The sequence below is a fragment of the Faecalibacterium sp. BIOML-A1 genome (assembly GCF_009679715.1).
Lineage (GTDB): Bacteria > Bacillota > Clostridia > Oscillospirales > Ruminococcaceae > Faecalibacterium > Faecalibacterium taiwanense.
Map to the genome: position 1 here is coordinate 120,587 of NZ_WKZJ01000001.1, position 24,865 is coordinate 145,451.

Sequence of the window (24,865 nt, forward strand, 5' to 3'; positions counted from 1 at the left end):
CGTTAAGCCATCAGGGTCAGAATCAGGCCGCCTGCAATGACGGATGCAATCTGCCCCGAAACGTTGACGCTGATGGAGTACATCAGCAGGAAATTCTGGTTATCTTCTTCCAATCCCATCTTGTTGACCACACGGCCGCTCATGGGAAAGGCGGAGATGCCGGCTGCACCGATCATCGGGTTCAGTTTTTTGCCTTCGGGCAGGAACAGGTTCAGCAGCTTTGCAAACAGCACGCCGCCTGCGGTATCAAAAACGAAGGCTACCAGACCCAGTGCAAGGATGAGCAGGGTATCGGGCCGGACAAACTTGTCAGCGGTCATCTGTCCGGCCACGGTCAGGCCCAGCACGATGGTGATGAGGTTTGCCAGCACATTCTGCGCGGTTTCGCTGAGGGCGTTCAGTACGCCGCACTCCCGCAGCAGGTTGCCGAACATCAGAAAACCAACGAGAGCTACGCTGGCAGGAGCTACCATACCGGCAATGATGGTTACAACAATGGGGAACAGAATCTTCGTCAGCTGGCTGACATTGCCCTTTTCATAGGGCATCCGGATGCGGCGGTCCTTCTGGGTGGTCAGCAGTTTAATGACTGGCGGCTGCACGATGGGCACCAGAGCCATGTAACTGTACGCTGCCACCATGATGGCACCAAGGTACTGGGAGTTGAGGGTGTTAGCTACAAAAATGGCGGTGGGACCGTCCGCTGCACCAATGACAGCGATGGAAGCAGCATCCTTCAAATCAAAGAAGAAGCCTGCCAGAAACAGGGTGAAGAAAATACCAAACTGCGCTGCGGCACCAAAGAGCATGAGCCACGGTTTTTCCAGCAGGGGGCCAAAGTCGATCATAGCACCAATGCCGATGAAAAGCAGCAGGGGAAACAGCTCGTTGGACATGCCTGCTTCAAACAGGGCAGAAATGGGGCCTACGGTATCGCCCTGCGTGATGGCACCGGACAGCGGAAGATTGACCAGAATGGCACCAAAGCCCATGGGTAAAAGCAGGCTCGGCTCCATTTTTTTGGCGATGGCAAGGTAGATGAGCAATGCACCAATGCCCCACATCACCACCATCTGCCAAGTCAGGTTTCCAAAATTGGAAAACAGACTTGCGAATGTGTTCAGAAAGTTCATAGTTTTCTTGCCTCCTATTGTGCTCCGGTACGGTGACAAGAAAAAGAGACTCCTGCCACAGCACCTTGTCTGTGACAAAAGTCTCAAGCGAACACATGACATCGGGCATTTCTGCCGTGATGACGCTGCCATGCAGCAGTCTCCCGAAGAATAAGCCGGAACACTGCCCTTTACTCCCTTTTATCAGATGTATTAAAACAGAATATGGGAAAACTGTCAAGAAAAATACAGAAATCTTTTCTATATCTTATGAGGGTCCTTCCGCTGTGGTTCACGCAAGCTGATTACAGCAAAGCATTTCTGGAAGCCCATCGAGAGAAAATCACTCTGCACAAGGCGGCCCCGGAGAGCTGCGATAAGCCCTCCGGGGCCATTTTTGTTTTCCGACATCTTTCCGACAGTGGGAAAGCGTGGTAGAATAGGAGCAAAACTGATATATGATCAACAGGAAGGGGAAAATCAAGATGGAAACGGTCTATATCGCAGGCGGATGCCTTTGGGGCGTACAGCATTTTTTTGACACAGTGCCTGGTGTACAGATGACTGAAGCCGGCAGAGCCAACGGAACAACGAGTTCTCTGGATGGCCCATACGATGGATATGCAGAATGCGTAAAAGTGGTCTATGATGAGAAAGACACAAGCATTTCAGAACTGATGGCACACCTGTTTGAGATCATCGACCCCTACAGCCTGAACAAACAGGGCGTGGACGTTGGAAAAAAGTACCGGACAGGGCTGTACAGTACAGATCCCAGACATCTGGAAGAAGCAAGAGCTTTTATAAACGGCCGGGAGGACCGGGACAAGATCATGCTGGAAGTGCTGCCGCTGACAAATTATGTCCGGAGCGCTGAGGAGCATCAGCACCATCTGGAACGGCACCCTGAAGACTGCAGTTACTGCCATATCCCGGATGCTGTCCTGAACAGATACAGAAATCAGTAAATATGCGATCCTACCATTGCAGTAACACCAATGGAAAGTATCAGGAGCAGGAGAGTGCTCCGCTGGTGCGGGAATTTCTGGCGGATACCGGCATGACAGCGGCGCGGATCGACCGGGTGGCCTATCTGGTGGGGCACCACTGATGGTTCTGGATGTGGCGCTTGGCTGAGAGAGCGAAGCGGCTTCTCAATGGTAAAATAACGGAAAACACCCCTGTGAGCTTTTTTAAATTCACAGGGGTGTTTTTAGGCGTTGGGGTCGGTCAGCACAAAGGTCAGCTCGGCGGTGGCGGCGCACTTGCCGTCCACCCACGCCGAGGCTTTGCCCACGCCCACCGGGCCGTGCTGCTCTACCAGTTCACAGTGCAGGGTGAGCACATCGCCGGGGGTGACCTGCTTGCGGAAGCGGGCATTCTTGATGCCGCCGAAGAGGGCCAGTTTGCCCTTGTTCTCCGGCAGGCTGAGCGCCGCCACCGCGCCGGTCTGGGCCAGTGCTTCCAGAATGAGCACTCCCGGCATCACCGGCTGGCCGGGAAAATGTCCGCAGAAAAATTCCTCATTGCGGCTCACGCACTTGCGGCCGATGGCCCACTGGCCCGGCTCGTAGTCCAAAATGCGGTCCACAAGGGCAAAGGGATAGCGGTGCGGCAGAAGCGCCGCAATCTCCTCGCTGTTCAGGGCGTTTGCGTCTGCACGCACGGTGCGGGGTTCTGCCATGGGTCAGCCCTCCCATCTGCGCAGGGCGATGCAGGCGTTGTGCCCGCCAAAGCCCAGACTGTTGCTCAGTGCGTAGGTCATGGCCTGCGCACGGCCAGTGTTCGGCACATAGTCCAGATCACATTCGGGATCGGGCTGCTCATAGTGGATGGTGGGCGGCGCAAACTGGTCATGCAGGGCCAGCGCTGTAAATACGGCTTCAATGCCGCCCGCACCGCCCAGCAGATGGCCGGTCATGCTCTTGGTGCTCACCACAGTCAGCTGCTTTGCGTGTTCGCCGAACACCGCATGGATGGCGGCGGTCTCGCAGGCATCGTTCATGTGGGTGCCGGTGCCGTGGGCGTTGATGTGGTCCACCTGCTCCGGTGCGATGCCTGCATCCGCCAGCGTCAGCGTCATGCAGTCGATGGCACCTGCGCCGCCGGGAGCGGGGGCGGTGAAGTGGTAGGCATCGCAGTTGGCACCGTAGCCCACCACCTCGGCGTAGATGTGCGCACCGCGGGCACGGGCATGCTCCAGCTCTTCCAGCACCAGCACGCCGCTGCCTTCGCCCATCACGAAGCCGCCGCGCCGTGCGTCAAAGGGCAGGCTGGCTGCATCCGGATCGGTCGCAGTGGAAAGCGCTTTCATGCTGGTAAAGCCGCCGATGCCCAGAGGGCTGATGCAGCTCTCTGCACCGCCGCAGACCATGGCGGTCTCGTAGCCGTCACGGATGCGGTGGAAGGCATCGCCTACGGCATTGGTGCCGCCGGCGCAGGCCGTCACCGGGCAGGTGCACATGCCCTTCAGGCCAAAGCGGATGGCCACCTGTGCTGCCGCCATGTTGGCAATGGACATGGGCACGAAATAGGGGCTTACCTTTTCCATGCCCTTCTCTTCACCACGGGTGTGCTGCTCCTCAATGGTGGGCAGACCGCCGATGCCGCTGGAAAGGATGACACCGATCTGTTTGGCTTCCGCTTCGGTGTCCAGACCGCTGTCTGCAACTGCTTCAGCGGCGGCAGCAAGGGCCAGAACGGTAAAGCGGGCCATCTTGCGGGCTTCCTTTTTGTCCACGATGGTTTCCGGGTCAAAGCCCTTCACCTCGCCTGCCAGCTTGCATTTAAAATCGGTGGTATCGAACTGGGTAATGGGGCCGATGCCGCATTTGCCCGCTTTGGCAGCGGCCCAGCTGTCGGCGGTGTTGTTGCCCAGCGGGTTCACGGTGCCAAGGCCGGTGATCACGACTCTGCGTTTTTCCATGAGAGTTTTCTCCTTTTACATTGCCATGCCGCCGTCTGCACAGAGCACCTGCCCGGTGAGATAGCTGCTTTGTTCTGCGGCAAAAAATGCCACTGCATTTGCCACATCCTCCGGCTTTCCTGCGCGGCCTGCGGGGATGCCCTTTGCCATTTCGGCACGGACGGCTTCTGGCAGGGCGGCGGTCATGTCGGTCTCGATAAAGCCCGGCGCGACCGCATTCACGGTCACATTGCGGCTTGCCAGCTCGCGGGCAAGGCTTTTGGTCAGGCCGATCAGGCCCGCCTTGCTGGCGGCGTAATTGGTCTGGCCGGCGTTGCCCCGCAGGGCCACCACACTGGAAAGGTTCACGATGCGGCCCCAGCGCTGGCGCACCATGCGGCGGGCGGCTTCCTTGCAGCAGAGGAACGCACCCTTAAGGTTTGCGTTCAGCACTGCATCGAAGTCCTCTTCGCTCATGCGCAGGATCAGATTATCGCGGGTAATGCCCGCGTTGTTCACAAGGATATCCACCCGGCCAAAGGCGTTCACCGCCTGTTCAAAGAGCACTTTGCAGCCCTCGGCAGTGGAAACATCGGCCTGCACAGCCACGGCATTTGCGTTTTCGGCCTTGCACAGAGCCACCGTCTCGGCAGCTGCAGCTTCGCCGTGGCAGTAATTCACCACGACATTGCAGCCCTGCTTTGCCAGCTGGATGCACACAGCCCGGCCAATGCCCCGGCTTCCGCCAGTAACAACGGCGGTGCGGATGATCGTTTCTTCGCTCATAGCTCTTCCTTCCATGCTGTCAGTGCGGCGTTCAGCTGCTCCGGGGTCTCCACCGAAGCGCAGACCACGCCGGGCAGGGTCTTTTTCACAAAGCCAGCCAGAGCACTGCCCGGGCCAACTTCCAGAATATGGTCTACGCCCAGCTCACCGAGGCGGTGGAGCGTATCTTCCATGTAAACGCTGCTCTGCACCTGCTTCACGAGCAGGGCGGGGATGCTGTCCTGCTCAGCTTTTTCACGGCCAAGGCAGTTGAACAGCACCGGCACCTGCATCTCGCCAAAGGACTCAGACGCAAAACGCTTTGCCAGTGCATCCCCGGCGGGGGCCATGAGACGGGTGTGGAACGGGCCGCTTACCTTGAGCGGGATGCAGCGGCGGGCACCGGCTTCTTTGGCCAGTGCGGCGGCTTTGTCCACAGCGGCTTTCTCGCCGCCGATGACCAGCTGACCCGGGCAGTTGTAGTTGCAGATCTGCACACAGCCGAGCTGTGCAGCCTGCTCACAGCAGGCTGCAAGTGCCTGCCGGTCAAGGTTCAGCACGGCGGTCATGCCGCAGTCGATGCCCTTTGCAGCTTCGGCCATGGCTTTGCCGCGGTAAGCGGCCAGCTCGATGGCCTGTTTTGCGGTGAACACCCCGGCAGCTTCCAGCGCGGAGTATTCGCCCAGCGAAAGCCCGGCCACATAAGCGGGTTTCACGCCCTGCTGTGCCAGCACTGCGGTCACGCCGCAGGCAAAGGCCACCATGCAGGGCTGGGTGTATTCGGTCTGATTCAAAAGGCCGTCCGGGTCCTCAAAGCAGACGCGGTGCAGATCGAAGTCCAGCTCTGCACTGTCAAATGCCGCCCGGAACGCGGGAGAGCCTTCGTAAAATTCTTTGCCCATGCCAGGGTGCTGTGCCCCCTGACCGGCATATAAAACGGCAAGCTTCATTGATTTTGCCTCCATTCGGTCACAAGTTCATCCATCAGCTCCTGTACCGTGCGCATCCGGTCCAGCCTGCCCACGTTGGCTCCGCAGAAGAACAGGCCCTCCTCCACATTGCCCTTTACGGCTTCGATGAGCGCGTGGGTGATGCAGTAGGGCACCTTGGCGGGGTCGCAGGTCTTCAGGCAGCGGGCACAGTGCCGGGGAGGGAAGCGGGTCCCCTCTGCCAGCGCCTGCACCAGCGGGGTGTTCAGTGCACGGCCCGGCATTCCCACCGGGCTGTGGATGATCCGTACATCCTCGGGCCGGGCGTTCAGCAGAACGTCCTTGTAGCCCTGGGATGCGTCGCACTCGTAGGTGGTGATAAAGCGGGTGGCAAGCTGTACGCCCGCAGCGCCCATTGCGGTAAAGTGGGCCATATCGGCACCGGTGTACACGCCGCCTGCCACAAACACGGGGATGCTGTGGCCAAACTGTGCTTCAAAGGGATTTACCTCGGCCAGCACCTCGGGCAGAATGTCGTCGAGGGTCTGGCATTTGCCTGCCAGCAGGTCATCTTCGGCAAAGCCGAGGTGTCCGCCTGCCTTGCAGCCTTCGATCACCACAAAATCAGCGGTGCGGCCAAACTCTTTGGCCCAGCGGCGCAGGATGAGCTTTGCTGCTCTTCCGCTGGAAACGATGGGCGCAATGGCAACATCCGTTGTGCCCACGATGCCGGGCAGCTCCAGCGGCAGGCCTGCGCCGGACACCACCGCGTCCACGCCCGCTTCCACAGCGGTGCGGATCGCGGCCGCATAATCCTGCGTTGCCACCATGGCGTTGATGGCTACCATGCCCGCGCCCTTTGCGATCTGCTTTGCTTTTTTAATTTCCGCTGTCAGGGCACGGTGGTTGGCGCTTGCCGGGTCGCGGGCAAAGTCCGGCTCCCGGTAGCCTGCATCGGCGGTGGAGATGCACCCCATGCCGCCGCAGGCTGCAACGGCACCGGCCAGCCCGCCGAGGGAAACGCCTACACCCATGCCGCCCTGTAGGATGGGCACAGACAGGGTCTTTCTGCCGAGGGTCAGCATTCGGTGCTCAGCGCGGCAATGCGCTGCCTCCCGCCGTTCCACAGATCTGCAAGAATATCCGCCACCGGGCGCACCTCGTGCAGCATGCCTGCCACCTGACCGGCCATCAGGCTTCCGGTGGTGGTGTCGCCTTCAAACACGGCGCGGCGCAGGCTGCCAAGGGTGTACTTTTCCAGCTCCATCTTGTCGGTACCGGCATTTTCCTGCCGGACATATTCGCGGCTCATGCGGTTTTTCAGCACTCGCACCGGCGCACCCACGCTTCGGCCGGTCACGATGGTATCGCTGTCCTTGGCCTTGAGCAGGGCGGCTTTGTAGTTTTCATGGATGGGGCACTCCTCGCTCACCAGCAGGCAGGTGCCTACCTGCACGCCGCAGGCGCCCAGAGCCAGAGCTGCTGCCAGCTGACGGCCATCGGCGATGCCGCCAGCCGCAATGACGGGTACATTTACGGCATCCACCACCTGCGGCACCAGCGCCATGGTAGCCATTTCGCCCACATGGCCGCCGCTCTCGGTGCCCTCAGCAATGACAGCATCGATGCCCAGCGGCTCCAGATGCTTTGCCAGCACGGCGGCGGCGACAACCGGGATCACCTTGATGCCTGCCGCTTTCCACGCAGGGATATATTTGCCCGGGTTGCCTGCACCGGTGGTCACAACGGGCACGCCCTCTTCCACCACGATCTTGGCAAACTCATCTGCCTGCGGATGCATGAGCATGATGTTCACGCCAAAAGGCTTGTCGGTCAGCTCTTTGCAGCGGCGGATGTTCTGGCGCAGGGTGTCGGCGTTCATGCCGCCCGCACCAATGATGCCCAGCGCACCCGCGTTGGAGCAGGCGGCGGCAAACTCGCCGGTGGCAATGTTGGCCATACCGCCCTGAATGATGGGGTATTTTGTGCCTAGAATTTCATTTAAAAGTTTCATAGTTTTATCCTATCGGTAAGCGTCCTCGCCCTCTCAGTCTCGCTCTGCTCAACAGATTCCCCCTTTTGTCGCTTCGCGACATCTTCCCCCGGCGCGGGGGAAGTCTTTCCTCAAAGGGAGAGCCCTTGGCAGTACGGTAAACTTTTCGGTTTTGCCAAAGGCTCCCACTTTGGGGGAGCTGTCACCGAAGGTGACTGAGAGGGCGAGCCCGTTTGCCGAACATGATTTTTACTCTTTGTATTGAAAAATTGCGCCGCCCCATGTCAGGCCGCCGCCAAAGCCGATGCAGGCCAGAAGCTGGCCCGGCTGCAGCTGCCCGTTCTCGGCAAGCTCGTTCAGGGCTACCGGGATGCTGGCGGCGCTGGTGTTGCCGTGGCGGTCCATGTTCTTGTAGAACTTTGCCGGGTCGGCCTTCAGCGCCCGCACGCAGTGGTCGATGATGCGGCTGTTGGCCTGATGGCAGACCACCCACTCAAGATCATCGAGGGTCAGCTGTGTTTCATCCAGCACAGTGTGCAGGCACTTGGGCAGGGCATCCACTGCAAAGCGGAATACGGCCTTGCCGTCCATGGTGATGGGCGCAGAACCTGTGCGGTTCGGCCCGCCCGCATGGAGAACATCGCTGCCGCGCGCGCCCAGCGTCAGAGCAAAGGGAGTGTCCGACAGCTGAAAAATGGCAGCACCGGCTCCATCCCCAAACAGTACACAGGTGGAGCGGTCGGCGGGGTCCATCAGGCGGGAAAGGGCTTCGCACCCAATGACGAGGGCATACTGTCCACCCAAAGTTGTCAGCAGTCCCCGCGCCACGGCTATGCCGTAGAGGAAGCCGGAACAGGCCGCGTTGACATCCAGCGCAGGCCGGTCCTCGGGAAGGCCCAGCGCCGCCTGCACCTGACAGGCTACACTGGGGGTCGCGTCTGGGGCGGACAGGGTGGCACAGATGCAGCACCCGATCTGCGCAGGGGCAAGGCCGCTGCGGGCCAAAGCCTGCTTTGCGGCGGAAATGGCCAGCGTGGCGGCAGATTCATCCTCCGTGCACCAGTGCCGGGTGCGGATGCCGGTGCGGCTGGTGATCCACTCGTCACTGGTATCCACCATGCGGCTCAGATCTTCGTTGGTGACCGTTCGGCCGGGGATGGCCCCGCCGGTGGCGATCAGCTGTAAACCACTCATGCGTTCCTCGTTTCTCCGATCTGGCGGTATTTTTTATAGCGCTGGTCGGCCAGCTGGCGGCCGCTCATGCGGCACAGCTCTTTCAGGTGCACCCGCAAAGCAACATCCAACTGTTCAAACAAGGCTGCGTGGCTGCGCTGTGCGCCGCCCAACGGTTCCGGGATCACCTGCTCCACGATGCCATCGCTGTACAGATCCTGCGCGGTCAGCTTCATCATCTCGCAGGCTTCGCCGCTGCGGGAAGCATCCTTCCACAGAATGCTGGCAAAGCCCTCGGGGCTGAGCACCGAGTAAACGGCATTTTCCAGCATGAGGATGTGGTTTGCCACACCCAGTGCCAGCGCACCGCCGGAAGAGCCTTCGCCGGTGACAACGGCAATGACCGGCACGGTCAGGCCGCTCATTTCCATCAGGTTGCGTGCAATGGCTTCGCCCTGACCGCGCTCCTCGGCATCCTTGCCGGGGTAAGCGCCCGGCGTGTCAATGAAGGTGATGATGGGGCGGCCAAACTTTTCGGCCTGCTTCATCAGGCGCAGGGCCTTGCGGTAGCCCTCCGGCCCCGGCATACCAAAGTTACAGGCCAGATTTTCTTCCAGTGTGCTGCCCTTGCGGTGGCCGATGACCGTCACCGGCAATCCGTGAAAACGGGCGATGCCGCCCAGAATGGCAGGGTCTTCCTTGCACTGACGGTCGCCGCGCTGCTCAAAGAAGTCGGTGAACAGGGCAGAAACGGTCTCATCAATGTGGGGGCGCTCCGGGTGCCGGGCCAGAAACACCCGATCCTCGGCGGTCAGTGGGCCGCAGGTGCGCAGGATCTCGTCCTCTTCCACAGCCAGCTCTGCCAGCTCGGAGGCATGGGCCGTGATGGCATCCATCTCGTTGCCGCTGCCTTTCAGCGCGGCGATCTGGGCATCCAGCGGAGCCAGCTGCTCTAAAATTTCCTTGATCATTCGTGTTTTCCTCCTGCATGGAGCTGCAAGACCTGAATCAGGGTATCCCGCAGCTGGCTGCGGGGCACCACCTGATCCACAAAGCCGTGCTCCATCTGGAACTCGCTGCGCTGGAATCCGGCAGGCAGCTTTTCGCCAATGGTCTGCTCAATGACCCGCGGACCTGCAAAGCCGATCAGCGCGCCAGGCTCTGCCAGCATGATGTCGCCAAGGCTTGCAAAGCTGGCCGTCACACCGCCGGTGGTGGGGTGGGTGAGCACACTGATGTACAACCCGCCCTTTGCCGAAAAGCGCTGGATGGCGGCACTGGTCTTTGCCATCTGCATCAGGCTGAAAATGCCCTCCTGCATCCGCGCGCCGCCGCTGGCCGAAAAAATAACCAGCGGCAGGTGCTTTGCGGCGGCGTACTCGATGGCGCGGGTGATCTTGTCGCCCACGGCAGTGCTCATGCTGCCCATGAAAAAGCGGCTGTCCAGCACGGCAGCCACGCAGGCCACCCCGCCGATGCGGCCGGTGGCCGTTACAGCGGCTTCGCGCAGGCCGGTCTTGTTCTGGGCGGCGGCAAGCTTTTCACGGTAGCCCGGAAAATGCAGCACATCCTGCGGAGCAAGGTCGGCATCCAGTTCCCGGAAGCTGCCGTGGTCCAGCACCAGACTGAGCCGGTAGTACCCGCCAATGGGCATGTGGTAGCCGCAGTTTGGGCAGACGTAAAGGCTTCTTGCCCACAGGGTGCGTGCAGCGCGGCGGCCGCACTGCTTGCACTCCACAAACTGCTGCTCGTGCCAGACGGCACCGGCATCCCGCTTGGCCTTCAGCTGGAAGGTGCGCTCCCGCATTCGGCCGGGGAAAAGATCTCGGATATCGTTCATTGCTTTTTGCCTCAGATATGTGCAGTGATGTAGTTGTAGATATCGCCCACGGTCTTGAGCTTTGCCAGCTCTTCGTCCGGGATGGACACGCCGCAGGCATCTTCCAGAGCCATGTTCAGCTCCACGGCATCCAGACTGTCGGCCTCCAGATCCTCGGTCAGGTTGGCCTCCATGGTCACCTTGTCCTCGTCGCAGTTCAGGGTATCAACAACGATCTTCTTCATTTCTTCAAACGTCATGGTAGTAGTCTCCTTTGATTTGTTTTGAATATCTAAATTTTTTGAAGTTTCTTGCGAACACGACCATTATAGCCGAATCGTTGGATAAGTCAAGAATAATAGTTAAAATATTTTATCTTTTACAATTCTGACACAGTTTTCTTCCTTTTATATATTGTCCTCTTTTACGCCGGTGTGCAGTGTGGTATACTTGACCCAGCAGTCTGAGAACAGTGTTTCCCTGTGAGGGAAAGGAGCCTTCCGATGATTACGATTTCAGAGCGCAGAGAGCATGAATCTGCAAAAAGTTTTGTTCTGCGGGTATTGATCGATAATATTATCAATACCCGTCTGGAGCCGGGTGAAAAATTGAACGAGCCGGAATTGTGCGAACAGCTGGGGGTGAGCCGCACCCCCTTCCGGGAAGCAGAGCTGGAGCTGGCGCAGCGGCGGCTCATTGAGATCCGGCCCAAGATTGGCACCTATGTTTCTCTCATTGATGCAGAGCTGGTGGAAGAAGTGCGCCATCTGCGTGCTGTACTGGAAGCAGAGATCGCCCGCATGGCGTGCGAAAAGCTGACCCCGGCGGATATCGACCAGCTGTGGGAGAACGTGGCGCTCTGGCGCATGTACATTGAGCGTGCACAGGAAGAAAAGATCTTTGAGCTGGACAAGGGGTTCCACCGGCTGCTTTATGTGCAGTGCGGCTGCCCGTACTGGTACGACCTGGTGGAAAATCTGGCTCCGCATTTTGACCGCACCACCATCCTCAGCTTCCGCTGCAGGCCCGCAAAAACGATCTACGAGGATCACGTCAGCCTGCTGAAAGCCATTGAACAGAAGGATGCGGCGGCAGCACACCGCATTGCCGGGCAGCATATGCAGCGCTACACGGAGAACCTTTCTGCGATCCGGGAAGCATTCCCACACTATTTCAAAGCCTGAAACAACTGTATCACGTTCAGAAATGCCGTATCTATGCCAAAAGATGCGGCATATTTTTGTGCAGTTTTTTGCCGGAAACGGCTTGACAGAGATTACGAAATGTTATATATTTTAGTCAATGAAATATATAACACAAAAGCCGGATCTCCAAATCAGGAAGAAAGGTGGATACCATGAAAAAACAATACGATGTGGTCATCATCGGTGCGGGTGTCGTGGGCAGCGCCATTGCACGCGAACTTTCGCGCTACAAATTGAGCATTGCAGTGCTGGAAAAAAATCTGGATGTCTGCAACGAGACCAGTGGCCGCAACTCTGCGGTGGTGCACGGCGGCTTTGCCAACCCCATTGGAAGCCTGAAAGCAAAATGCTGCGTAGAAGGCAACCGCATCATGGATCAGCTGGCCGAAGAGCTGAACTTCCCGTTCAAGCGTTGCGGCAAGGTGCTGGTGGGCAACACCCCCGAGGACATGGAGCAGCTGGAGCGCACCATGAAGCAGGGCGCTGTCAACGGCTGCACCGGCCTTGAGATGATCGATGAAGCAAAGCTGCACGAGCTGGTGCCAGCCGTGGTGGGCAAGTTTGCCATGTGGTCCAAAAACAGCGGCATCATGGACCCGTTCCTGTACACGGTGGCTCTGGCCGAGAACGCACACGCCAACAGCGTGGACTTCTTCTTTGACCACAAGGTAGAGGCTATCACCCGGGAAAATGAGCTGTACTACCTGCATACTGCCCATGGCGATTTCTGCACCCGCTGGGTGGTCAACGCCGCTGGTCTGGGCGCAAAGCAGATCTCCGACCTGCTGGGCCTGACCGGCTACCGTGTCATCGGCTCCCGCAGCAACTACATCATCCTGCACAAGCGCATGGGCAAGCTGCTGCCTATGCCGGTGTACCCGGTGCCCAGCAACACCTATATGGGCATCCACATCACCCCCACCGTGGACGGCAACGTGACTGTTGGCCCGGACGCGGAGAACACCGATGTGCTGGACGACTACGGTGTGCCGCAGGCCAACATGGACAGTCTGGCCGTGGAGGGCGCAAAGCTGTGGCCCCACATCTTTAAAAAGGATCAGATCCGCACCTTCGCCGGCATCCAGCCCAAGTGGGTGGATGAAAACGGTGCCATTCAGGACTGGAAGGTGGAGATCCGGGACGACGTAGCACCCAATGCCGTCAACCTCGTGGGCATTGAATCCCCGGGCCTGACCGGCAGCGTGCCGCTGGCCCGCTACGTCATCGGCCTGATGCAGGAGCGCGAAAAGTTTGAGGAAAACCCCGGCTTTGACCCGCACCACAAGGGCATCGTCAAGTTTGCCGAGTGCACGCCGGAACAGCAGGCAGAGCTCATCGCGCAGGCCCCCGATTACGGCGAGATGATCTGCAGCTGTGAGGAAGTGACCAAGGCCGAGATCCTGCAGGCTATCCACAACCCGCTGGGCGTTTCCACCATGACCGGCATCAAGTACCGCACCCGCGCCATGATGGGCGGCTGTCAGGGCGGCTTCTGCCAGATGAAGATCGAACACTTCATTGAGCAGGAGCTGGGCACCGAGCCGGAGAATGTGCGTTACAGCCGTCAGGGGTCATGGGTACTCACCGGCAATATGCGGAAGGAGGAGAACTGAGCGATGGAACAGAAAGACGTTGTGATTATCGGCGGCGGCCCTGCAGGTCTTGCCGCAGCGGTGGAGCTGCACAAGCAGGGCATCCGCAACATGATCATTCTGGAGCGCGAGGCGATGCTGGGCGGCATCCTGCGCCAGTGCATCCATGACGGTTTCGGTCTGGGCCGCTTCGGCGAGAGCCTGTCCGGCCCGGAATATGCACAGGCGTTCATTGATGAAGTGAACAAGCGCGAGATCCCTTACGAGACCAGCGCCACGGTGCTGAGCCTGACGGAGGACCGTGTTGTCACCGCCTCCACCCGCAGCGGCCTGCGCCAGTATCAGGCAAAGGCTGTGGTGCTCGCCATGGGCTGCAAGGAGCGCAGCCGCGGCGCACTGGGCATTCCCGGCGAGCGTCCGGCGGGCGTGTTCACCGCAGGCACCGCGCAGGCTTACATGAACCTCTACAACCGGATGCCCGGCAAGGAGGTCATCATCCTCGGTTCCGGCGATATCGGCATGATCATGGCACGCCGCATGACGCTGGAAGGCGCTCATGTGCAGGCAGTGTTCGAGCTGATGCCTTACCCCTCCGGCCTGCCGCGCAACATCGTGCAGTGTCTGGATGACTACAATATCCCGCTCTATCTCAGCCACACCGTCACCGAAATCCATGGCCGTGACCGTCTGACCGGCGTGACCATCTCCGAGGTGGACGCGAACCGTCGGCCCATCCCCGGCACCGAGAAGGAGTACAAGTGTGATACGCTGATCCTCTCCGTGGGCCTGATCCCGGAGAACAAGCTGCTGGAGGATGCCGGCATCGCCATTGACCCCCACACCAACGGCGCTGTGGTGGACGAGAACCTGCAGACCAACGTGCCCGGCGTGTTCTCTGCCGGCAATGTGCTGCATGTGCATGATCTGGTGGACTTTGTTTCCATGGAGTCCGAGGCACTGGCACGCCACGCTGCCGCCTACGTTGAGGGCAAGGGCATCGACCCCTGCACGCTGGACGTGAAGTGCGGCGAGGGCGTGGGCCACACCATTCCGCAGAAGGTCAGCGGCAAGAACGACTTTAGCCTGTCGCTGCGCGTGCGGAACCACTACCGTGACTGCCGCATCGTGGTGCGCCAGAACGGTGTGGAAGTTGCTGCCAAGAAGATGAAGAAAGCCATTCCTGCGGAGATGATCCAGTTCAAGGTCTCTGCTGCCAAGCTGCAGGAAACGGGCGCACTGGAGGTGTCGGTGGAATGAAAAAGCAATTTACCTGTATCGTCTGCCCCAACGGCTGCGAGATCGAAGCCGAAGTTGAAAATGGTCAGGTGATCTCGGTCACCGGTCACACCTGCCCCCGCGGCGAACAGTATGTCCGTCAGGAGCTGACTGCGCCCCGCCGCACCATCGCCAGCTCAGTGCTGGTTAAGGGCGGCGAGCTGCCTGTTACCAGCGTGCGCCTGACCAAGGCCGTCCCCAAGGATATGATCTTCCCGGTGATGGACGAGATCCGCAAGGTGGTGCTGACCGCCCCCGTCAAGGCAGGCACCATTGTGCTTCACAACGTCTGCGGGCTGGACAGTGACGTGATGGTCACCAAGAATGTGGATGCCTGCTGACCGGCTGAAATAAAGAAATACGGAAAAACAGCCCTGATCGTCTGCCTGCTTTTACAGCGGACACGGTCAGGGCTGTTTTGATGCTATAAACCTGTTGACATGATGTGGAAATGGGCTTATATCGGCCTCAACGTGGGAAAGGACTGCGGCAAACGCCAAAAGCGGGCAATGCCGCAGCACATGGCTGGTCTGTACAGGCGCGGCCCATGCACTGGGTGTGGAGCCTGCCAGCATTGCAAAAATACGGGCACAAAAAGAACTGTTTGCATTTTGGAAACGAGATGCTATACTATTGATTGTACATACAACGATGTAGATATAACTTCCTGCAATGAAGCCCGGAGGAGTCTATGGATATTACGGAACGAAAAATCACAAAGATCGCACGCGAAGCGGAAAAACTGGTCCTGCTCACGATGCGGGAGGAAGGAGTCGGCACAGCAGAGATCGACCTGATCCATGCAGTGCGGCATCACCCCGGCTGCACGCAGGCGCAGCTGGCGGAACTGCTGCACGCAGATAAGGCTGCCATTGCGCGGCGGACAAAAAATCTGGAAGCAAAGGGTCTTCTGATCCGCAGAGATGCCCCCAGCGACCGGCGCAGCCAGCTGCTGTACCCCACCAAAAAGGCGGAAAGCCTGAGATCCTCCAAGGCAGAGATCGAAGCGGCCTTTTACGAATACCTGACCAATGTGCTCACCGCCGAGGAAGCCGCTGCCTTTGCCGCTGCGCTGAACAAGCTGTACACAGCATCCAAGACCGAGAGCCGCGCGGGCTTCCCGCATTTCCGGAAAGCTGCAGGAGGTGAGGCTGCTCATGAAAAAGGATAAAACGTTCCGCCCGGACAGGGTGCTCTCCTATTTCAAAGCAGAGTGGCTCCCGCTGGCCTTTGTCACGCTGTCGGGCCTTGTGTATAATATCGGCCTGCTGGCAACGCCTTGGTTCGAGGGCAGGCTGGCCCAGTGCCTTGCCGACATTCTGGGCGGCAGCGAGACGGCGGCAAAAATGGCCATGCTGGTGCTGGCCTATATCGTGGTCACGCTGGCGGTGCAGGCGGCGCGCTTTATCAAGCGCTTTTATGTCCGCCGCTTTGCCAACAACATCAACCGCCGGATGAAGGGCATCCTGTATGCCAATCTGGTGCGGCAGAGCCGGGCGGCGCTGGAAAAAGAAGGCGCCGGTGAACTGATGACCAAGGCCATCTCGGATGTGGACGACTGCGTAGAGGGGATGCGCAAGTTCACCACCGAGATCTTTGATACCGGCGTGGCGCTGGTGGGCTATGCTGTGATGCTGCTGGTGTACGACTGGCGGCTGGCGCTGCTCAGCCTGCTGTTCACGCCGTTTTCCTACATGTGCGCGGCATGGATGAAAAAGCCGGTGCAGCGCGCCGGTGCGGCGTACAAAAAGGCGGCAAGTGCGCTGAGCGCTGCCACCCTCGACCGCGCCCGGAATGCTGTGACCTACCGCATTTACGGCTGTGAGGATGCCCGCGTAGAAAAGTACGAGGAAGCCCTGAACACCTACGAAAAAACAGCAGTGCGCAACAATGTGTGGCAGTCCGCTCTGCCGCCGCTGTATCTGGCAGCGTCTGAGGCAGGCGTGCTGTTCATTTTGTGGTTCGGCGCTAAAAATGTGCTCGGCTCCGGCTGGAGCACATGGGACATTGCGGCGTTCACCACCTTCCTTTCCTGCTTCACGAAAATGGTGGTCAAATCCTCCAAGGTGGCAAAGCTGTTCAACTCGGTGCAGAAAGCCGAGGTCTCGTGGAAGCGCATCAAGCCGCTGATGAAGCAGCCGGAACAGCTGGAGGCATTGAATATCCCGGCGGCGCAGGACGTGACGTTGGAAAACCTCTCCTTTTCCTATGGAGAAGGACCCATCTTTTCCGGCCTGAGCCTGACGGCGCACCCCGGCGATATCATTGGCATCACCGGCCCGGTGGCCTGCGGCAAATCCACCTTCGGCAGGGTGTTCCTGTGCGAAGCACCCTACGGCGGCTCGGCAAAATTTGGCAAAACGGAATTTGCTGCCCTGACCCCGCGGCAGATCTCCGCCACCGTTGGTTACTTGGGCCATGATCCGGAGCTGAGCGCCGATACAGTGCAGAACAATGTTCTCTGCGGCAGTGAACAGGATGCCATGCCGTGGCTTGCTGCCGCCGCGTTGGACGGCGAAGTGCTGGCTATGGAGAACGGTGTGGATACCGTCATCGGCCCCAGCGGCACCCGCCTTTCCGGCGGTCAGGCCCAGCGCTTGGCACTGGCAAGAACGCTGGCCCACCCGCGCCCGGTGCTGATCCTGGACGACCCGTTCTCTGCGCTGGACCGCCATACCGAGGATACCGTGTTTGCCGATCTGCAGAGCGATGCAAAGGATAAGGTGGTCTTCCTCATCTCGCACCGGCTGTACCACTTCCCGCAGATGCAGAAAGTGATCTTTATGGACGGCGGTAAAACCACCGTTGGTACCCATGCCCAGCTGATGGAAACGGTTCCGCTGTACCGCCAGCTGTACGAGAGCCAGACGGTGCAGAAAGAAGGCGATCTGGATGAAGAGTAAAAAAGATAACGGCGTATTTGAAGCCATCCGCATGGCCGCTATGTCGCATCATCTGCTCACGGCGGGCACCATCCTGTGCGTGGCGGCATCGGTGGTGGCATCACTGTTGCCGCCGCTGCTGCTGGCCGGTATCATTGACCAGCTCACCGCAGGCATCCCGCTCACCTTTGCAGCAGTGCTGCTTTACTTTGGCAGTCTGGCGCTGGAAGGGGGGCTTTCCTCCGCGCAGGAAAGCCTGCTGGTGCTCTTTGGCCAGAAAATGACCCACGCGCTGCGGTCGGAAATGTCCCGGAAGCTTACCCGGCTGCCCGCAAGCACGCTGGCAGGCCAGAACCCCGGCGAGGTGGCGGCACGCTTTTCCGGCGATGTGGACACGGTGGAAGCGCTGTTCACCTCCGGCATCATCAGCATGGCGGCAGATGCCTGCCGCATCATTTCCATCATGGCGGTCATCGCGGTAAAAAACACCGGCATTGCGCTGGTGCTGCTGCTGGTGCTGCCGCTGTTTGCGGTGTTCACCCGCCATGTGCAAAAGCGGATGCTGGCCGCACAACTGGATAACCGCCGTGCCGTTGCGGCTGTCTCCGGTCAGGTGCCGGAGACGCTGCACAACATCCGCACCATCCGGGCACTGGGGCTGGAAAGCTATAGGGAACGCCGCTATGACCGCTGCATCGGCGAGAGCTACGCCGCTATGGAGCGCACCAATTTTTACGATGCCATCTATTCGCCGGTGGTGCTGGCGCTGAACGCGGTGGTGGCAGGCATCGTGATGCTGCTTTCCGCTTCCGGCAATGCCATGGTGCTTACATTCTTTGGGATGTCGGTGGGTACCTCGGTGGCGATCATCAACTACATTTCCCGCATTTTTGCTCCCATTGAAAGCCTTGGCATGGAGATCCAGACCATCCAGTCGGCCATGGCGGGCGTCAAGCGCATCGATGCCTTTCTCGCTCAGCCGGAGCGCACGATCCCTGCCGAGCGCCGGACCGCTGCGCGCGGGGATGTGGAGCTTGCGCATGTGACCTTCGGCTATGGCGAAAAGCCCGTCCTGAGTGACTTCTCCATGACGGTAAAGCAGGGCGGGCAGGTCACGCTGGTGGGCCGCACCGGTGCGGGCAAGAGCACGGTGTTCAAGCTTCTGCTGGGCCTGTACCAGCCGCAGGCGGGCTCTGTTACCATTGGCGGTGTGGATGTGGCACGCATCACCGACCGCGAGCGCCGCACCTGCATCGGCTGCGTGGAGCAGCATTTCTCCCGTGTGCCGGGCACCGTGCTGGAGCAGATCACGCTGGGCGATCCGCAGATCACTGCAGAGATGGCACGGAATGCGGCAAAGCTTGCGGGCATTGACGAAGCCATTCAGGCCCTGCCGGAAGGCTGTGACACCGTTTGCAGCGATGGCATGTTTTCGCAGGGCGAGTGGCAGCTTCTGTCCATTGCCCGCGCTGCTGCGGCGGACCCGGCTGTGCTTTTGCTGGACGAGGTCACGGCAAATCTGGACGCTGAAACGGAAGCCCGTGTGCTGGAAGCACTGCGCCGCGCCTCTGCAGGCCGCACGGTGCTCTCAGTCTCCCACCGCATTTACGAAAACCTGGGCGGCAGAACGGTGAAGATCGAGCCGCAGAGCATGTGAACCGAAACATTTTTCGCAATGCACGAAAAACGTTTCATCTCTTGACAGAACAGGCGCTGTGCTGTAAAGCAAGGCGCGAAAGCCGGGCAAAGCTCGTCTCGTTCTTTCAGGAATGGTAAGGAAGATCAAAAATCTGTTTTTTCATGTCAGACATGAAGATACTTCTTGTTCTTTCGCAGAGAAAGGAATATAATGAGAAAGATAAGATCACCAGCATGCACATGATAAAACTTGGAGTGCGCTCAAGGTCAAGAGGAAGATGATTTCTTTCCCGGCAGGACTGTGCTATACTGACAAAAAGATCTCCGGGTGCAGCGCAAAAGCTGCTGCAGGGAAGCTGAAACTTACAGAAATGAGGAACACACACGGCAATGGCACAGCACGAACGCAGCACGGCATATTATCATCTTCCGGGACTGTTTGAATTTTATGAACTGTACCGTGTGTTTCTGCCGCTGTTCCGTGAACACAGGGAATATTTTTACGACTGGTGCGAGATCGGTTCGGTCTACGGTGCACCGGCCGACTGCATCTGGGGCGGGGGCCGCACTGGCTTTGGCGATGCACAGCCGCACCGGGTGCTTGCACTGATGCAGGAATATGGCATATCGGCCCGGCTCACCTTCAGCAATTCGCTGCTCCGGGAAGAGCACCTTGCAGACCGGAAATGCAATGCCCTCTGTGCGCTGTTTGAAAAAGAAAACCGTGTGCAGAATGGTGTCATCGTCCATTCGGACCTGCTGCTGAACTACCTGAAAAGGCAGTATCCGGGCCTTTATTTCGTGTCCTCCACAACAAAAGTCCTTACAGATTTTCAGCAGCTCCGCAGAGAGACGGAACGGGAAGAGTTCCGCTATGTTGTGCCGGATTTCCGCCTGAACAAGTCGTTTGCAGAGCTGGATACCCTGCCGCAGGATCAGAAGGACAAGGTGGAATTTCTGTGCAACGAATGCTGCTGGTACGGCTGCCGGGACAGAAAGCACTGCTACGAGAATGTCAGCCGCAAAAATCTGGGCGAGGACTGCCCGGACCACCGTTGCACAGCGCCGGGCGCACAGCAGGGCTATCGTTTTTCAAAGGCAATGGAAAACCCCGGCTTCATCGGGGCCGGGGATATCCGCAAAATTTATCTGCCCGGCGGCTTTTCCAACTTCAAGATCGAGGGGCGGGGACTGGGCAGCGCGTTGATACTGGAATTTCTGCTTTACTACATGACAAAGCCTGAGTATCAGCTGCGCGTCCGGGAAGAAATTTATCTGGACAACATGCTGGATCTGTTCTGATGGCCCTGAGCCGCGTTCATATTTGCTTCCGTGATGTATCCTGCCGTCTTCGGGCGGCTTTTGTTTTAGGATGTACGGATTGACACCCTCAAAAGCATCCTGCAGGGAGGTGCAGCCTGCATTGTTCTCGGAACGCTATGTGGACCGTATGATCTCTTACCATGCAGGAATTTTCCGTTCCCTGATCGCAGGCGGCGAAATTCGGGATGAGGACCCGGATACATTGGCATGGATGTACGTTTCCCCGGTCATCACCCTGCTCAGCGTCTGCGACCGCCAGCCGGAACGAGAAGCCAAAAGCCTTGAAAAGCTGGACGCTCATGTAAAGCTGTTCTTCCGTACCTTTAACATTGAACGAGGTGAAAAATGAAATCATCCGATGGATCAATACGAAGGGTGGTGTGAAATAATGGCTTCCAGCAAAGAATATCTTCATTTTATTTTGGAACAGCTATCAGATTTGGATGATATCTCGTATCGGTCTATGATGGGAGAATATATCCTTTATTATCGCGGTAAAATCGTCGGCGGAGTCTATGATGACAGATTGCTTGTAAAGAAAACAAGATCTGCTTTGAAATGTATGCCTGCGGCGGCATCATGGAGCCGGTGGCCGTCTGGGTGCGCAAGGGCGGCGAATGGGCCATCATCCACCGCTGCAAACGCTGCGGAAAGCTCAGCTCCAACCGGGTGGCGGCAGACGACAATCCCATGAAGCTCATGAGCATTGCCATGAGGCCCCTGTGCTCTCCGCCGTTTCCGCTGGACTATCTTGAGGAAATGACCGCCTTGATGGGCGGCGATGGACGGATGCGGTAAGCCGCAGCCAAAAACAAAAAGGTCGCTGTGTCGGAGAAGCGCTCTGCGGCACAGCGGCTTTTTACAACTTACTGCACTCATCATGGAACAATCGGGCGTTCTGTGCTATATTCTTTAAAGAGCCTTGAGTGGAGGAGATCCAAAGCATTGCTGCCGGGCAGATCACCGTCAACGGCACGGCAGACGGGAAAATGGAAGAAACTGTGCCGGAAAAGGCATAAGGATATAGGGGGACGCTTCGATGGAGTATATCCGAATCACAAAAGAAAACATCGACAAGGAACACATCTGTTGTGCCATGTCCGGCAAACAGAGCCTTGCCAAGAAGGAATGGCTTAAGCAGCGATTTGAGGAGGGGCTTGTTTTTTACCGCAGTGCGGAGCGCGGCAAATGCTTTATCGAGTACATCCCGGCAGAAAACGCATGGGTGCCCATTGAAGCGGCAGGCTGGCTTTATATCAACTGTCTGTGGGTCTCCGGCTCCTTGAAAGGGCACGGCTATTCCAGCGAGCTGCTGGAAGAATGCCTTCGGGATGCCAAGGCGCAGGGCAAAAACGGCGTTTGTATTCTGTGTGCAGAGGGGCGCAAACGAGAATTCCTTGCTGACCCAAAGTTTTTGAACCATAAGGGCTTTAAGGTTTCGGACATCTCCGATTGCGGCATCAACCTCATGTATCTGCCCCTTGCAGAGAATGCCCAGCCGCCAAAATTCAAGGCCTGCGCCAAGCATCCCAAGGTGGAGGAAAACGGCTTTGTCCTCTACTATACCGACCAGTGCCCCTACACCTATTATTGGGTGCCAAAGGTGCAGGAGGTTGCAAGGGAACACGGGATTCCGTTCAATGCCATCCACATCACCGAGAAAGAGACGGCACAGAATGTGCCCGCACCCGTCACAACATACGCGTTGTTCCGGGATGGGAAGTTTGTGACCCAGAGCATCCAGTCGGACAAGAAATTTTTGAAATTGGCGGCAGAATAATTCCATCAAGCAAAACGCCAGACGCTCAGACGCAGTGCAGCCCATAGAATTGGGGTGCGCTGCGTTTTTTATTTTGGAAGATAAAGAATAGGAGACCCTGCAATGAAAAAAATAAGGACGGCTTCGCTTCTCCTGCTTATGGTTCTGGGAACCGGGCTGGTGCTGATGGCTCCAAGGTGAAGGAAAAGCGGTTCCGTTATAGCTGCCATTATAATGTACGGCATCCGGGTCAATGCGATGGACAGTCCGGCTACGGTGTAACAAAACTGGACGCAATCGTAGAGAGTATCGTATGCACCAAGTTTTCGGAGATTTTAGAGTGTTCCAAAAGCAAGCTGCTTCAGGATATGCTTCGCAGGGACATGGAAGTAGCGCAGAAAGAAGTATCACGTGCAAAGAGTGAACTCGACCTCAAGGGCGACGAACGGAATGCATGCACTTTTTATATTTGGCATCAAGTTATAGATTGACAAGAGTACGCATACACGATAAACTTTATATAGTACCATGTGGATTAAAAGGAGACTCAACCATGAGTGTCAAGTATACTACCCCTGCCCAGCACAAGAGCAACCTCCGCAATGTGTATGGAACCTTTGCCATTGAGGGCATGACCATCAGCAAAGATACACGCAGCAACCTTGACCGCATTGGCAGCGGTCAAGCCAGCTATCAGCAGGTCGTGAATGAACTGCGCGCAAAGTACGCGAAGAAGGGCTGATTATGTTCTCAAAGTATGATGTCTACACCACAGTGCAGTCCATGTACTGCTACCCGGATACGGATGTTCTGATCAACAAGTTGAACATTCATGATAAAGCCGAACTCAAACAGGCCGAAGAAGAATTTACGGCTGTAAAACAGATGGCTCTGTTACAGGAGCCAATCAAGGGACGTTTTACCAAAACTCACCTATTTCGGATTCACCGCTTCCTTTTTGAAGATGTGTACCCGTTTGCAGGGCACATCCGCAAGGAGCAAATCAGCAAGGGCGACACGATGTTCTACCCGCCAGACCTGATTGACCGAGAATTAGAAGCGGGTGTTCAAAACCATTCACTCCAAGAAGCTGCTTGCCGAACAGGATAAAGAAAAGCAGATTCAAAATCTGTCGCAGACGATGGCCGAACTGAACATCATCCATCCATTCCGTGAGGGAAATGGCCGTAGCACCCGTGAATTGATTCGCTGCATGGCGTTGGAATATGGTCTACATATTAACTGGGGCAACACTGATCGAGAGACTTTGATCAACGCTGCAATCGCTGCTGTAGATGATGATATGGCGTTCTGTGATGTTCTAAGACAGTGCGTTGAAACGGAAAACTAGCGAAAAACGCCCTGCCGAGATACGGCAGGACGTTTTGTTTTTTATGGACCTAGAGGGATTCGAACCCTTGACCTCTCGGATGCGAACCGAACGCTCTCCCAACTGAGCTATAGGCCCATGTGATGACCCTGTAAGTGTAACTCTGTTCGGGAAATTTGTCAAGTATTTTGGGCAGGGCCAAAAAGCATCGCTCAGCGGTTGCCTAGCTGCCAGAAAGCAACAGCGCTGGCAGCGGCAACGTTCAGGGAATCCACACCGTGGGACATAGGGATTTTTACGGTGTAGTCACAGGCGGCAATGGTGCTGTGGGCAAGGCCGTCACCCTCTGTGCCCAGCACGATGGCGAGCTTCGGCTCGGCGGAAAGAGCGCTGTCGTCAATGCTTACGGAACGGTCGCTCAGAGCCATGGCAGCAGTCTTGAAGCCAAGACTGTGCAGCTGAGCAATGCCGTTTTCCGGCCAGTCGGCAGGGCAGGTGCCGATCTGCGCCCAGGGCACCTGAAACACGGTGCCCATGCTCACACGCACGGCACGGCGGCACAGCGGGTCGCAGCAGGAAGGAGTAACGAGCACGGCATCCATGTTCAGTGCAGCGGCGCTGCGGAAGATCGCTCCCACATTGGTGGAGTCCACAATGCCCTCCAGAACGGCCACCCGGCGGGCATTGCGGCAGACCTCTTCCACGCTGCGCGGCAGCGGGCGGCGGAAGGCGCACAGCACGCCGCGGGTCAGCTCGAAGCCGGTCAGGCTGGCAAGGGTCTCGCGGTCGGCTGTGTACACCGGGGCATCCCCGCAACGGGTCAGGATATCGGCAGCCGGGCCGGTAATCTGTTTGCGCTCCATGAGCAGGGAGAGCGGTGTGTATCCGGCATCCAGCGCGCGGGCGATCACCTTGGGGCTTTCGGCAATAAAGATGCCTTTTTCCGGTTCCAGACGATTGCGCAGCTGCGCCTGCGTCAGGCGGGCATAGACAGCCAGCTCCGGTGCGGAAAGGTCTGTGATCTCGACAATATTCGGCATAAGGAAGTTCTCCTTTGGAAAAGCTTTTTTCTTATTCTAACACAACCTGTGAGGGAATGCAAAGTGCGGGCTGTATTTTTGGCGCTGGCAGAGCGCAAGGATACACATGCCGGATATGTAAAACT

The 24,865-nt window shown here is 57.9% G+C and carries 26 protein-coding genes, 1 tRNA gene and 2 pseudogenes; 16 read left to right on the forward strand and 13 right to left on the reverse strand.

The annotated features are described in order from the left end of the window. Positions 1-2: 2 nt before the first annotated feature. Positions 3-1,133, reverse strand: coding sequence for a sodium ion-translocating decarboxylase subunit beta (locus tag GKG36_RS00680; RefSeq protein WP_005939727.1), 1,131 nt, complete (start codon positions 1,131-1,133; stop codon positions 3-5). 437 nt (positions 1,134-1,570) lie between these two features. On the opposite strand from GKG36_RS00680, the gene GKG36_RS00685 reads away from it, so the two are divergent. Next, the gene (locus tag GKG36_RS00685; protein ID WP_005939731.1) at positions 1,571-2,080 is read left to right on the forward strand and encodes a peptide-methionine (S)-S-oxide reductase; all 510 of its coding nucleotides are present in this window, start codon (positions 1,571-1,573) and stop codon (positions 2,078-2,080) included. Positions 2,081-2,082: 2 nt separating this feature from the next. Beyond that, the gene (locus GKG36_RS00690) at positions 2,083-2,223 is read left to right on the forward strand and encodes a hypothetical protein (RefSeq protein ID WP_243139129.1); all 141 of its coding nucleotides are present in this window, start codon (positions 2,083-2,085) and stop codon (positions 2,221-2,223) included. A 102-nt stretch (positions 2,224-2,325) separates the two neighbouring features. Here the strand turns inward: GKG36_RS00690 and fabZ are convergent, their stop codons facing one another. The 10 genes from fabZ to acpP all read right to left on the reverse strand — a co-directional run bounded on the left by fabZ (position 2,326) and on the right by acpP (position 10,956). Then, on the reverse strand, positions 2,326-2,796 hold the full coding sequence (gene fabZ, locus GKG36_RS00695; RefSeq protein ID WP_005939736.1) for a 3-hydroxyacyl-ACP dehydratase FabZ: 471 nt from the start codon (positions 2,794-2,796) through the stop codon (positions 2,326-2,328). 3 nt (positions 2,797-2,799) lie between these two features. Continuing rightward, positions 2,800-4,038, reverse strand: a complete 1,239-nt coding sequence (fabF, locus tag GKG36_RS00700; RefSeq protein ID WP_005939739.1) for a beta-ketoacyl-ACP synthase II — start codon at positions 4,036-4,038, stop codon at positions 2,800-2,802. A 15-nt stretch (positions 4,039-4,053) separates the two neighbouring features. Then, the gene (gene fabG, locus GKG36_RS00705) at positions 4,054-4,803 is read right to left on the reverse strand and encodes a 3-oxoacyl-[acyl-carrier-protein] reductase (RefSeq protein ID WP_154258590.1); all 750 of its coding nucleotides are present in this window, start codon (positions 4,801-4,803) and stop codon (positions 4,054-4,056) included. Then, entirely contained in the window at positions 4,800-5,732 is a 933-nt protein-coding gene (gene fabD / locus GKG36_RS00710; protein ID WP_154258592.1) for an ACP S-malonyltransferase, read from the reverse strand. Before fabD ends, fabG begins: the two co-directional genes overlap by 4 nt. Further along, positions 5,729-6,796 carry a nitronate monooxygenase family protein gene (locus tag GKG36_RS00715; RefSeq protein WP_154258594.1) on the reverse strand — a complete coding sequence of 356 codons (1,068 nt, stop codon included), beginning with the start codon at positions 6,794-6,796 and terminating at the stop codon, positions 5,729-5,731. Before GKG36_RS00715 ends, fabD begins: the two co-directional genes overlap by 4 nt. Continuing rightward, positions 6,790-7,725, reverse strand: coding sequence for a DUF561 domain-containing protein (locus tag GKG36_RS00720; protein WP_154258595.1), 936 nt, complete (start codon positions 7,723-7,725; stop codon positions 6,790-6,792). The genes GKG36_RS00715 and GKG36_RS00720 overlap by 7 nt, the downstream gene beginning before the upstream one ends. A gap of 228 nt (positions 7,726-7,953) precedes the next feature. Then, the gene (locus GKG36_RS00725) at positions 7,954-8,898 is read right to left on the reverse strand and encodes a beta-ketoacyl-ACP synthase III (RefSeq protein ID WP_005939758.1); all 945 of its coding nucleotides are present in this window, start codon (positions 8,896-8,898) and stop codon (positions 7,954-7,956) included. Further along, positions 8,895-9,848 carry an acetyl-CoA carboxylase carboxyltransferase subunit alpha gene (locus GKG36_RS00730; protein WP_005939761.1) on the reverse strand — a complete coding sequence of 318 codons (954 nt, stop codon included), beginning with the start codon at positions 9,846-9,848 and terminating at the stop codon, positions 8,895-8,897. Before GKG36_RS00730 ends, GKG36_RS00725 begins: the two co-directional genes overlap by 4 nt. Next, a complete protein-coding gene (accD, locus tag GKG36_RS00735) occupies positions 9,845-10,717 on the reverse strand; it encodes an acetyl-CoA carboxylase, carboxyltransferase subunit beta (RefSeq protein WP_097774750.1) in 873 nt (290 codons plus the stop codon). Before accD ends, GKG36_RS00730 begins: the two co-directional genes overlap by 4 nt. 11 nt (positions 10,718-10,728) lie before the next feature. Then, positions 10,729-10,956 carry an acyl carrier protein gene (gene acpP / locus GKG36_RS00740; RefSeq protein WP_097774751.1) on the reverse strand — a complete coding sequence of 76 codons (228 nt, stop codon included), beginning with the start codon at positions 10,954-10,956 and terminating at the stop codon, positions 10,729-10,731. A 243-nt stretch (positions 10,957-11,199) separates the two neighbouring features. On the opposite strand from acpP, the gene GKG36_RS00745 reads away from it, so the two are divergent. The 14 genes and pseudogenes from GKG36_RS00745 (at position 11,200) to GKG36_RS00805 (ending at position 23,480) form a co-directional block, all read left to right on the forward strand. Beyond that, positions 11,200-11,880, forward strand: a complete 681-nt coding sequence (locus GKG36_RS00745) for a GntR family transcriptional regulator (RefSeq protein ID WP_097778254.1) — start codon at positions 11,200-11,202, stop codon at positions 11,878-11,880. Between the two features lie 173 nt (positions 11,881-12,053). Then, positions 12,054-13,514: an NAD(P)/FAD-dependent oxidoreductase gene (locus GKG36_RS00750; protein WP_154258598.1), complete on the forward strand. Its 1,461-nt coding sequence runs from the start codon at positions 12,054-12,056 to the stop codon at positions 13,512-13,514. A gap of 3 nt (positions 13,515-13,517) precedes the next feature. Then, a complete protein-coding gene (locus GKG36_RS00755) occupies positions 13,518-14,750 on the forward strand; it encodes an FAD-dependent oxidoreductase (protein WP_154258601.1) in 1,233 nt (410 codons plus the stop codon). Then, positions 14,747-15,109, forward strand: a complete 363-nt coding sequence (locus GKG36_RS00760) for a DUF1667 domain-containing protein (RefSeq protein ID WP_097774754.1) — start codon at positions 14,747-14,749, stop codon at positions 15,107-15,109. Before GKG36_RS00755 ends, GKG36_RS00760 begins: the two co-directional genes overlap by 4 nt. A gap of 350 nt (positions 15,110-15,459) precedes the next feature. Next, on the forward strand, positions 15,460-15,939 hold the full coding sequence (locus GKG36_RS00765; protein ID WP_097774755.1) for a MarR family transcriptional regulator: 480 nt from the start codon (positions 15,460-15,462) through the stop codon (positions 15,937-15,939). Further along, entirely contained in the window at positions 15,926-17,671 is a 1,746-nt protein-coding gene (locus tag GKG36_RS00770; protein ID WP_154258603.1) for an ABC transporter ATP-binding protein, read from the forward strand. Before GKG36_RS00765 ends, GKG36_RS00770 begins: the two co-directional genes overlap by 14 nt. Beyond that, entirely contained in the window at positions 17,661-19,307 is a 1,647-nt protein-coding gene (locus GKG36_RS00775; protein ID WP_154258605.1) for an ABC transporter ATP-binding protein, read from the forward strand. Before GKG36_RS00770 ends, GKG36_RS00775 begins: the two co-directional genes overlap by 11 nt. 371 nt (positions 19,308-19,678) lie before the next feature. After that, complete coding sequence (locus tag GKG36_RS00780; protein WP_154258607.1) at positions 19,679-20,590, forward strand: hypothetical protein; 912 nt, start codon at positions 19,679-19,681, stop codon at positions 20,588-20,590. 121 nt (positions 20,591-20,711) lie between these two features. Beyond that, positions 20,712-20,960 carry a hypothetical protein gene (locus tag GKG36_RS00785; protein ID WP_097774759.1) on the forward strand — a complete coding sequence of 83 codons (249 nt, stop codon included), beginning with the start codon at positions 20,712-20,714 and terminating at the stop codon, positions 20,958-20,960. A gap of 39 nt (positions 20,961-20,999) precedes the next feature. Next, positions 21,000-21,167, forward strand: a pseudogene (locus GKG36_RS14740) (TfoX/Sxy family protein); the annotation flags it as partial. An 11-nt stretch (positions 21,168-21,178) separates the two neighbouring features. Further along, positions 21,179-21,409, forward strand: a pseudogene (locus GKG36_RS14745) (RNHCP domain-containing protein); the annotation flags it as partial. Between the two features lie 241 nt (positions 21,410-21,650). After that, positions 21,651-22,391, forward strand: coding sequence for an N-acetyltransferase (locus tag GKG36_RS00795; protein WP_097774760.1), 741 nt, complete (start codon positions 21,651-21,653; stop codon positions 22,389-22,391). A 532-nt stretch (positions 22,392-22,923) separates the two neighbouring features. Next, complete coding sequence (locus GKG36_RS00800) at positions 22,924-23,112, forward strand: antitoxin VbhA family protein (RefSeq protein WP_005939815.1); 189 nt, start codon at positions 22,924-22,926, stop codon at positions 23,110-23,112. A 2-nt stretch (positions 23,113-23,114) separates the two neighbouring features. Continuing rightward, on the forward strand, positions 23,115-23,480 hold the full coding sequence (locus GKG36_RS00805) for a Fic family protein (protein WP_154258609.1): 366 nt from the start codon (positions 23,115-23,117) through the stop codon (positions 23,478-23,480). Between the two features lie 285 nt (positions 23,481-23,765). Here the strand turns inward: GKG36_RS00805 and GKG36_RS00815 are convergent. Beyond that, a tRNA-Ala gene (locus GKG36_RS00815) sits at positions 23,766-23,838 on the reverse strand. A 74-nt stretch (positions 23,839-23,912) separates the two neighbouring features. After that, positions 23,913-24,740, reverse strand: coding sequence for an RNA methyltransferase (locus GKG36_RS00820; protein ID WP_154258613.1), 828 nt, complete (start codon positions 24,738-24,740; stop codon positions 23,913-23,915). Positions 24,741-24,865 lie beyond the last annotated feature (125 nt).

What these genes read in the sequence shown, in the direction of transcription:
- GKG36_RS00720 (WP_154258595.1), bottom strand. Translation starts at nt 7,725, where the DNA reads ATGAAACTTTTAAATGAAATTCTAGGCACAAAATACCCCATCATTCAG.
- fabZ (WP_005939736.1), bottom strand. Translation starts at nt 2,796, where the DNA reads ATGGCAGAACCCCGCACCGTGCGTGCAGACGCAAACGCCCTGAACAGC.
- fabD (WP_154258592.1), bottom strand. Translation starts at nt 5,732, where the DNA reads ATGAAGCTTGCCGTTTTATATGCCGGTCAGGGGGCACAGCACCCTGGC.
- GKG36_RS00765 (WP_097774755.1), top strand. Translation starts at nt 15,460, where the DNA reads ATGGATATTACGGAACGAAAAATCACAAAGATCGCACGCGAAGCGGAA.
- acpP (WP_097774751.1), bottom strand. Translation starts at nt 10,956, where the DNA reads ATGACGTTTGAAGAAATGAAGAAGATCGTTGTTGATACCCTGAACTGC.
- fabF (WP_005939739.1), bottom strand. Translation starts at nt 4,038, where the DNA reads ATGGAAAAACGCAGAGTCGTGATCACCGGCCTTGGCACCGTGAACCCG.
- GKG36_RS00755 (WP_154258601.1), top strand. Translation starts at nt 13,518, where the DNA reads ATGGAACAGAAAGACGTTGTGATTATCGGCGGCGGCCCTGCAGGTCTT.
- GKG36_RS00715 (WP_154258594.1), bottom strand. Translation starts at nt 6,796, where the DNA reads ATGCTGACCCTCGGCAGAAAGACCCTGTCTGTGCCCATCCTACAGGGC.
- GKG36_RS00680 (WP_005939727.1), bottom strand. Translation starts at nt 1,133, where the DNA reads ATGAACTTTCTGAACACATTCGCAAGTCTGTTTTCCAATTTTGGAAAC.
- accD (WP_097774750.1), bottom strand. Translation starts at nt 10,717, where the DNA reads ATGAACGATATCCGAGATCTTTTCCCCGGCCGAATGCGGGAGCGCACC.
- GKG36_RS00760 (WP_097774754.1), top strand. Translation starts at nt 14,747, where the DNA reads ATGAAAAAGCAATTTACCTGTATCGTCTGCCCCAACGGCTGCGAGATC.
- fabG (WP_154258590.1), bottom strand. Translation starts at nt 4,803, where the DNA reads ATGAGCGAAGAAACGATCATCCGCACCGCCGTTGTTACTGGCGGAAGC.
- GKG36_RS00820 (WP_154258613.1), bottom strand. Translation starts at nt 24,740, where the DNA reads ATGCCGAATATTGTCGAGATCACAGACCTTTCCGCACCGGAGCTGGCT.
- GKG36_RS00745 (WP_097778254.1), top strand. Translation starts at nt 11,200, where the DNA reads ATGATTACGATTTCAGAGCGCAGAGAGCATGAATCTGCAAAAAGTTTT.
- GKG36_RS00800 (WP_005939815.1), top strand. Translation starts at nt 22,924, where the DNA reads ATGAGTGTCAAGTATACTACCCCTGCCCAGCACAAGAGCAACCTCCGC.
- GKG36_RS00690 (WP_243139129.1), top strand. Translation starts at nt 2,083, where the DNA reads ATGCGATCCTACCATTGCAGTAACACCAATGGAAAGTATCAGGAGCAG.
- GKG36_RS00770 (WP_154258603.1), top strand. Translation starts at nt 15,926, where the DNA reads ATGAAAAAGGATAAAACGTTCCGCCCGGACAGGGTGCTCTCCTATTTC.
- GKG36_RS00795 (WP_097774760.1), top strand. Translation starts at nt 21,651, where the DNA reads ATGGAGTATATCCGAATCACAAAAGAAAACATCGACAAGGAACACATC.
- GKG36_RS00780 (WP_154258607.1), top strand. Translation starts at nt 19,679, where the DNA reads ATGGCACAGCACGAACGCAGCACGGCATATTATCATCTTCCGGGACTG.
- GKG36_RS00725 (WP_005939758.1), bottom strand. Translation starts at nt 8,898, where the DNA reads ATGAGTGGTTTACAGCTGATCGCCACCGGCGGGGCCATCCCCGGCCGA.
- GKG36_RS00730 (WP_005939761.1), bottom strand. Translation starts at nt 9,848, where the DNA reads ATGATCAAGGAAATTTTAGAGCAGCTGGCTCCGCTGGATGCCCAGATC.
- GKG36_RS00805 (WP_154258609.1), top strand. Translation starts at nt 23,115, where the DNA reads ATGTTCTCAAAGTATGATGTCTACACCACAGTGCAGTCCATGTACTGC.
- GKG36_RS00750 (WP_154258598.1), top strand. Translation starts at nt 12,054, where the DNA reads ATGAAAAAACAATACGATGTGGTCATCATCGGTGCGGGTGTCGTGGGC.
- GKG36_RS00775 (WP_154258605.1), top strand. Translation starts at nt 17,661, where the DNA reads ATGAAGAGTAAAAAAGATAACGGCGTATTTGAAGCCATCCGCATGGCC.
- GKG36_RS00685 (WP_005939731.1), top strand. Translation starts at nt 1,571, where the DNA reads ATGATCAACAGGAAGGGGAAAATCAAGATGGAAACGGTCTATATCGCA.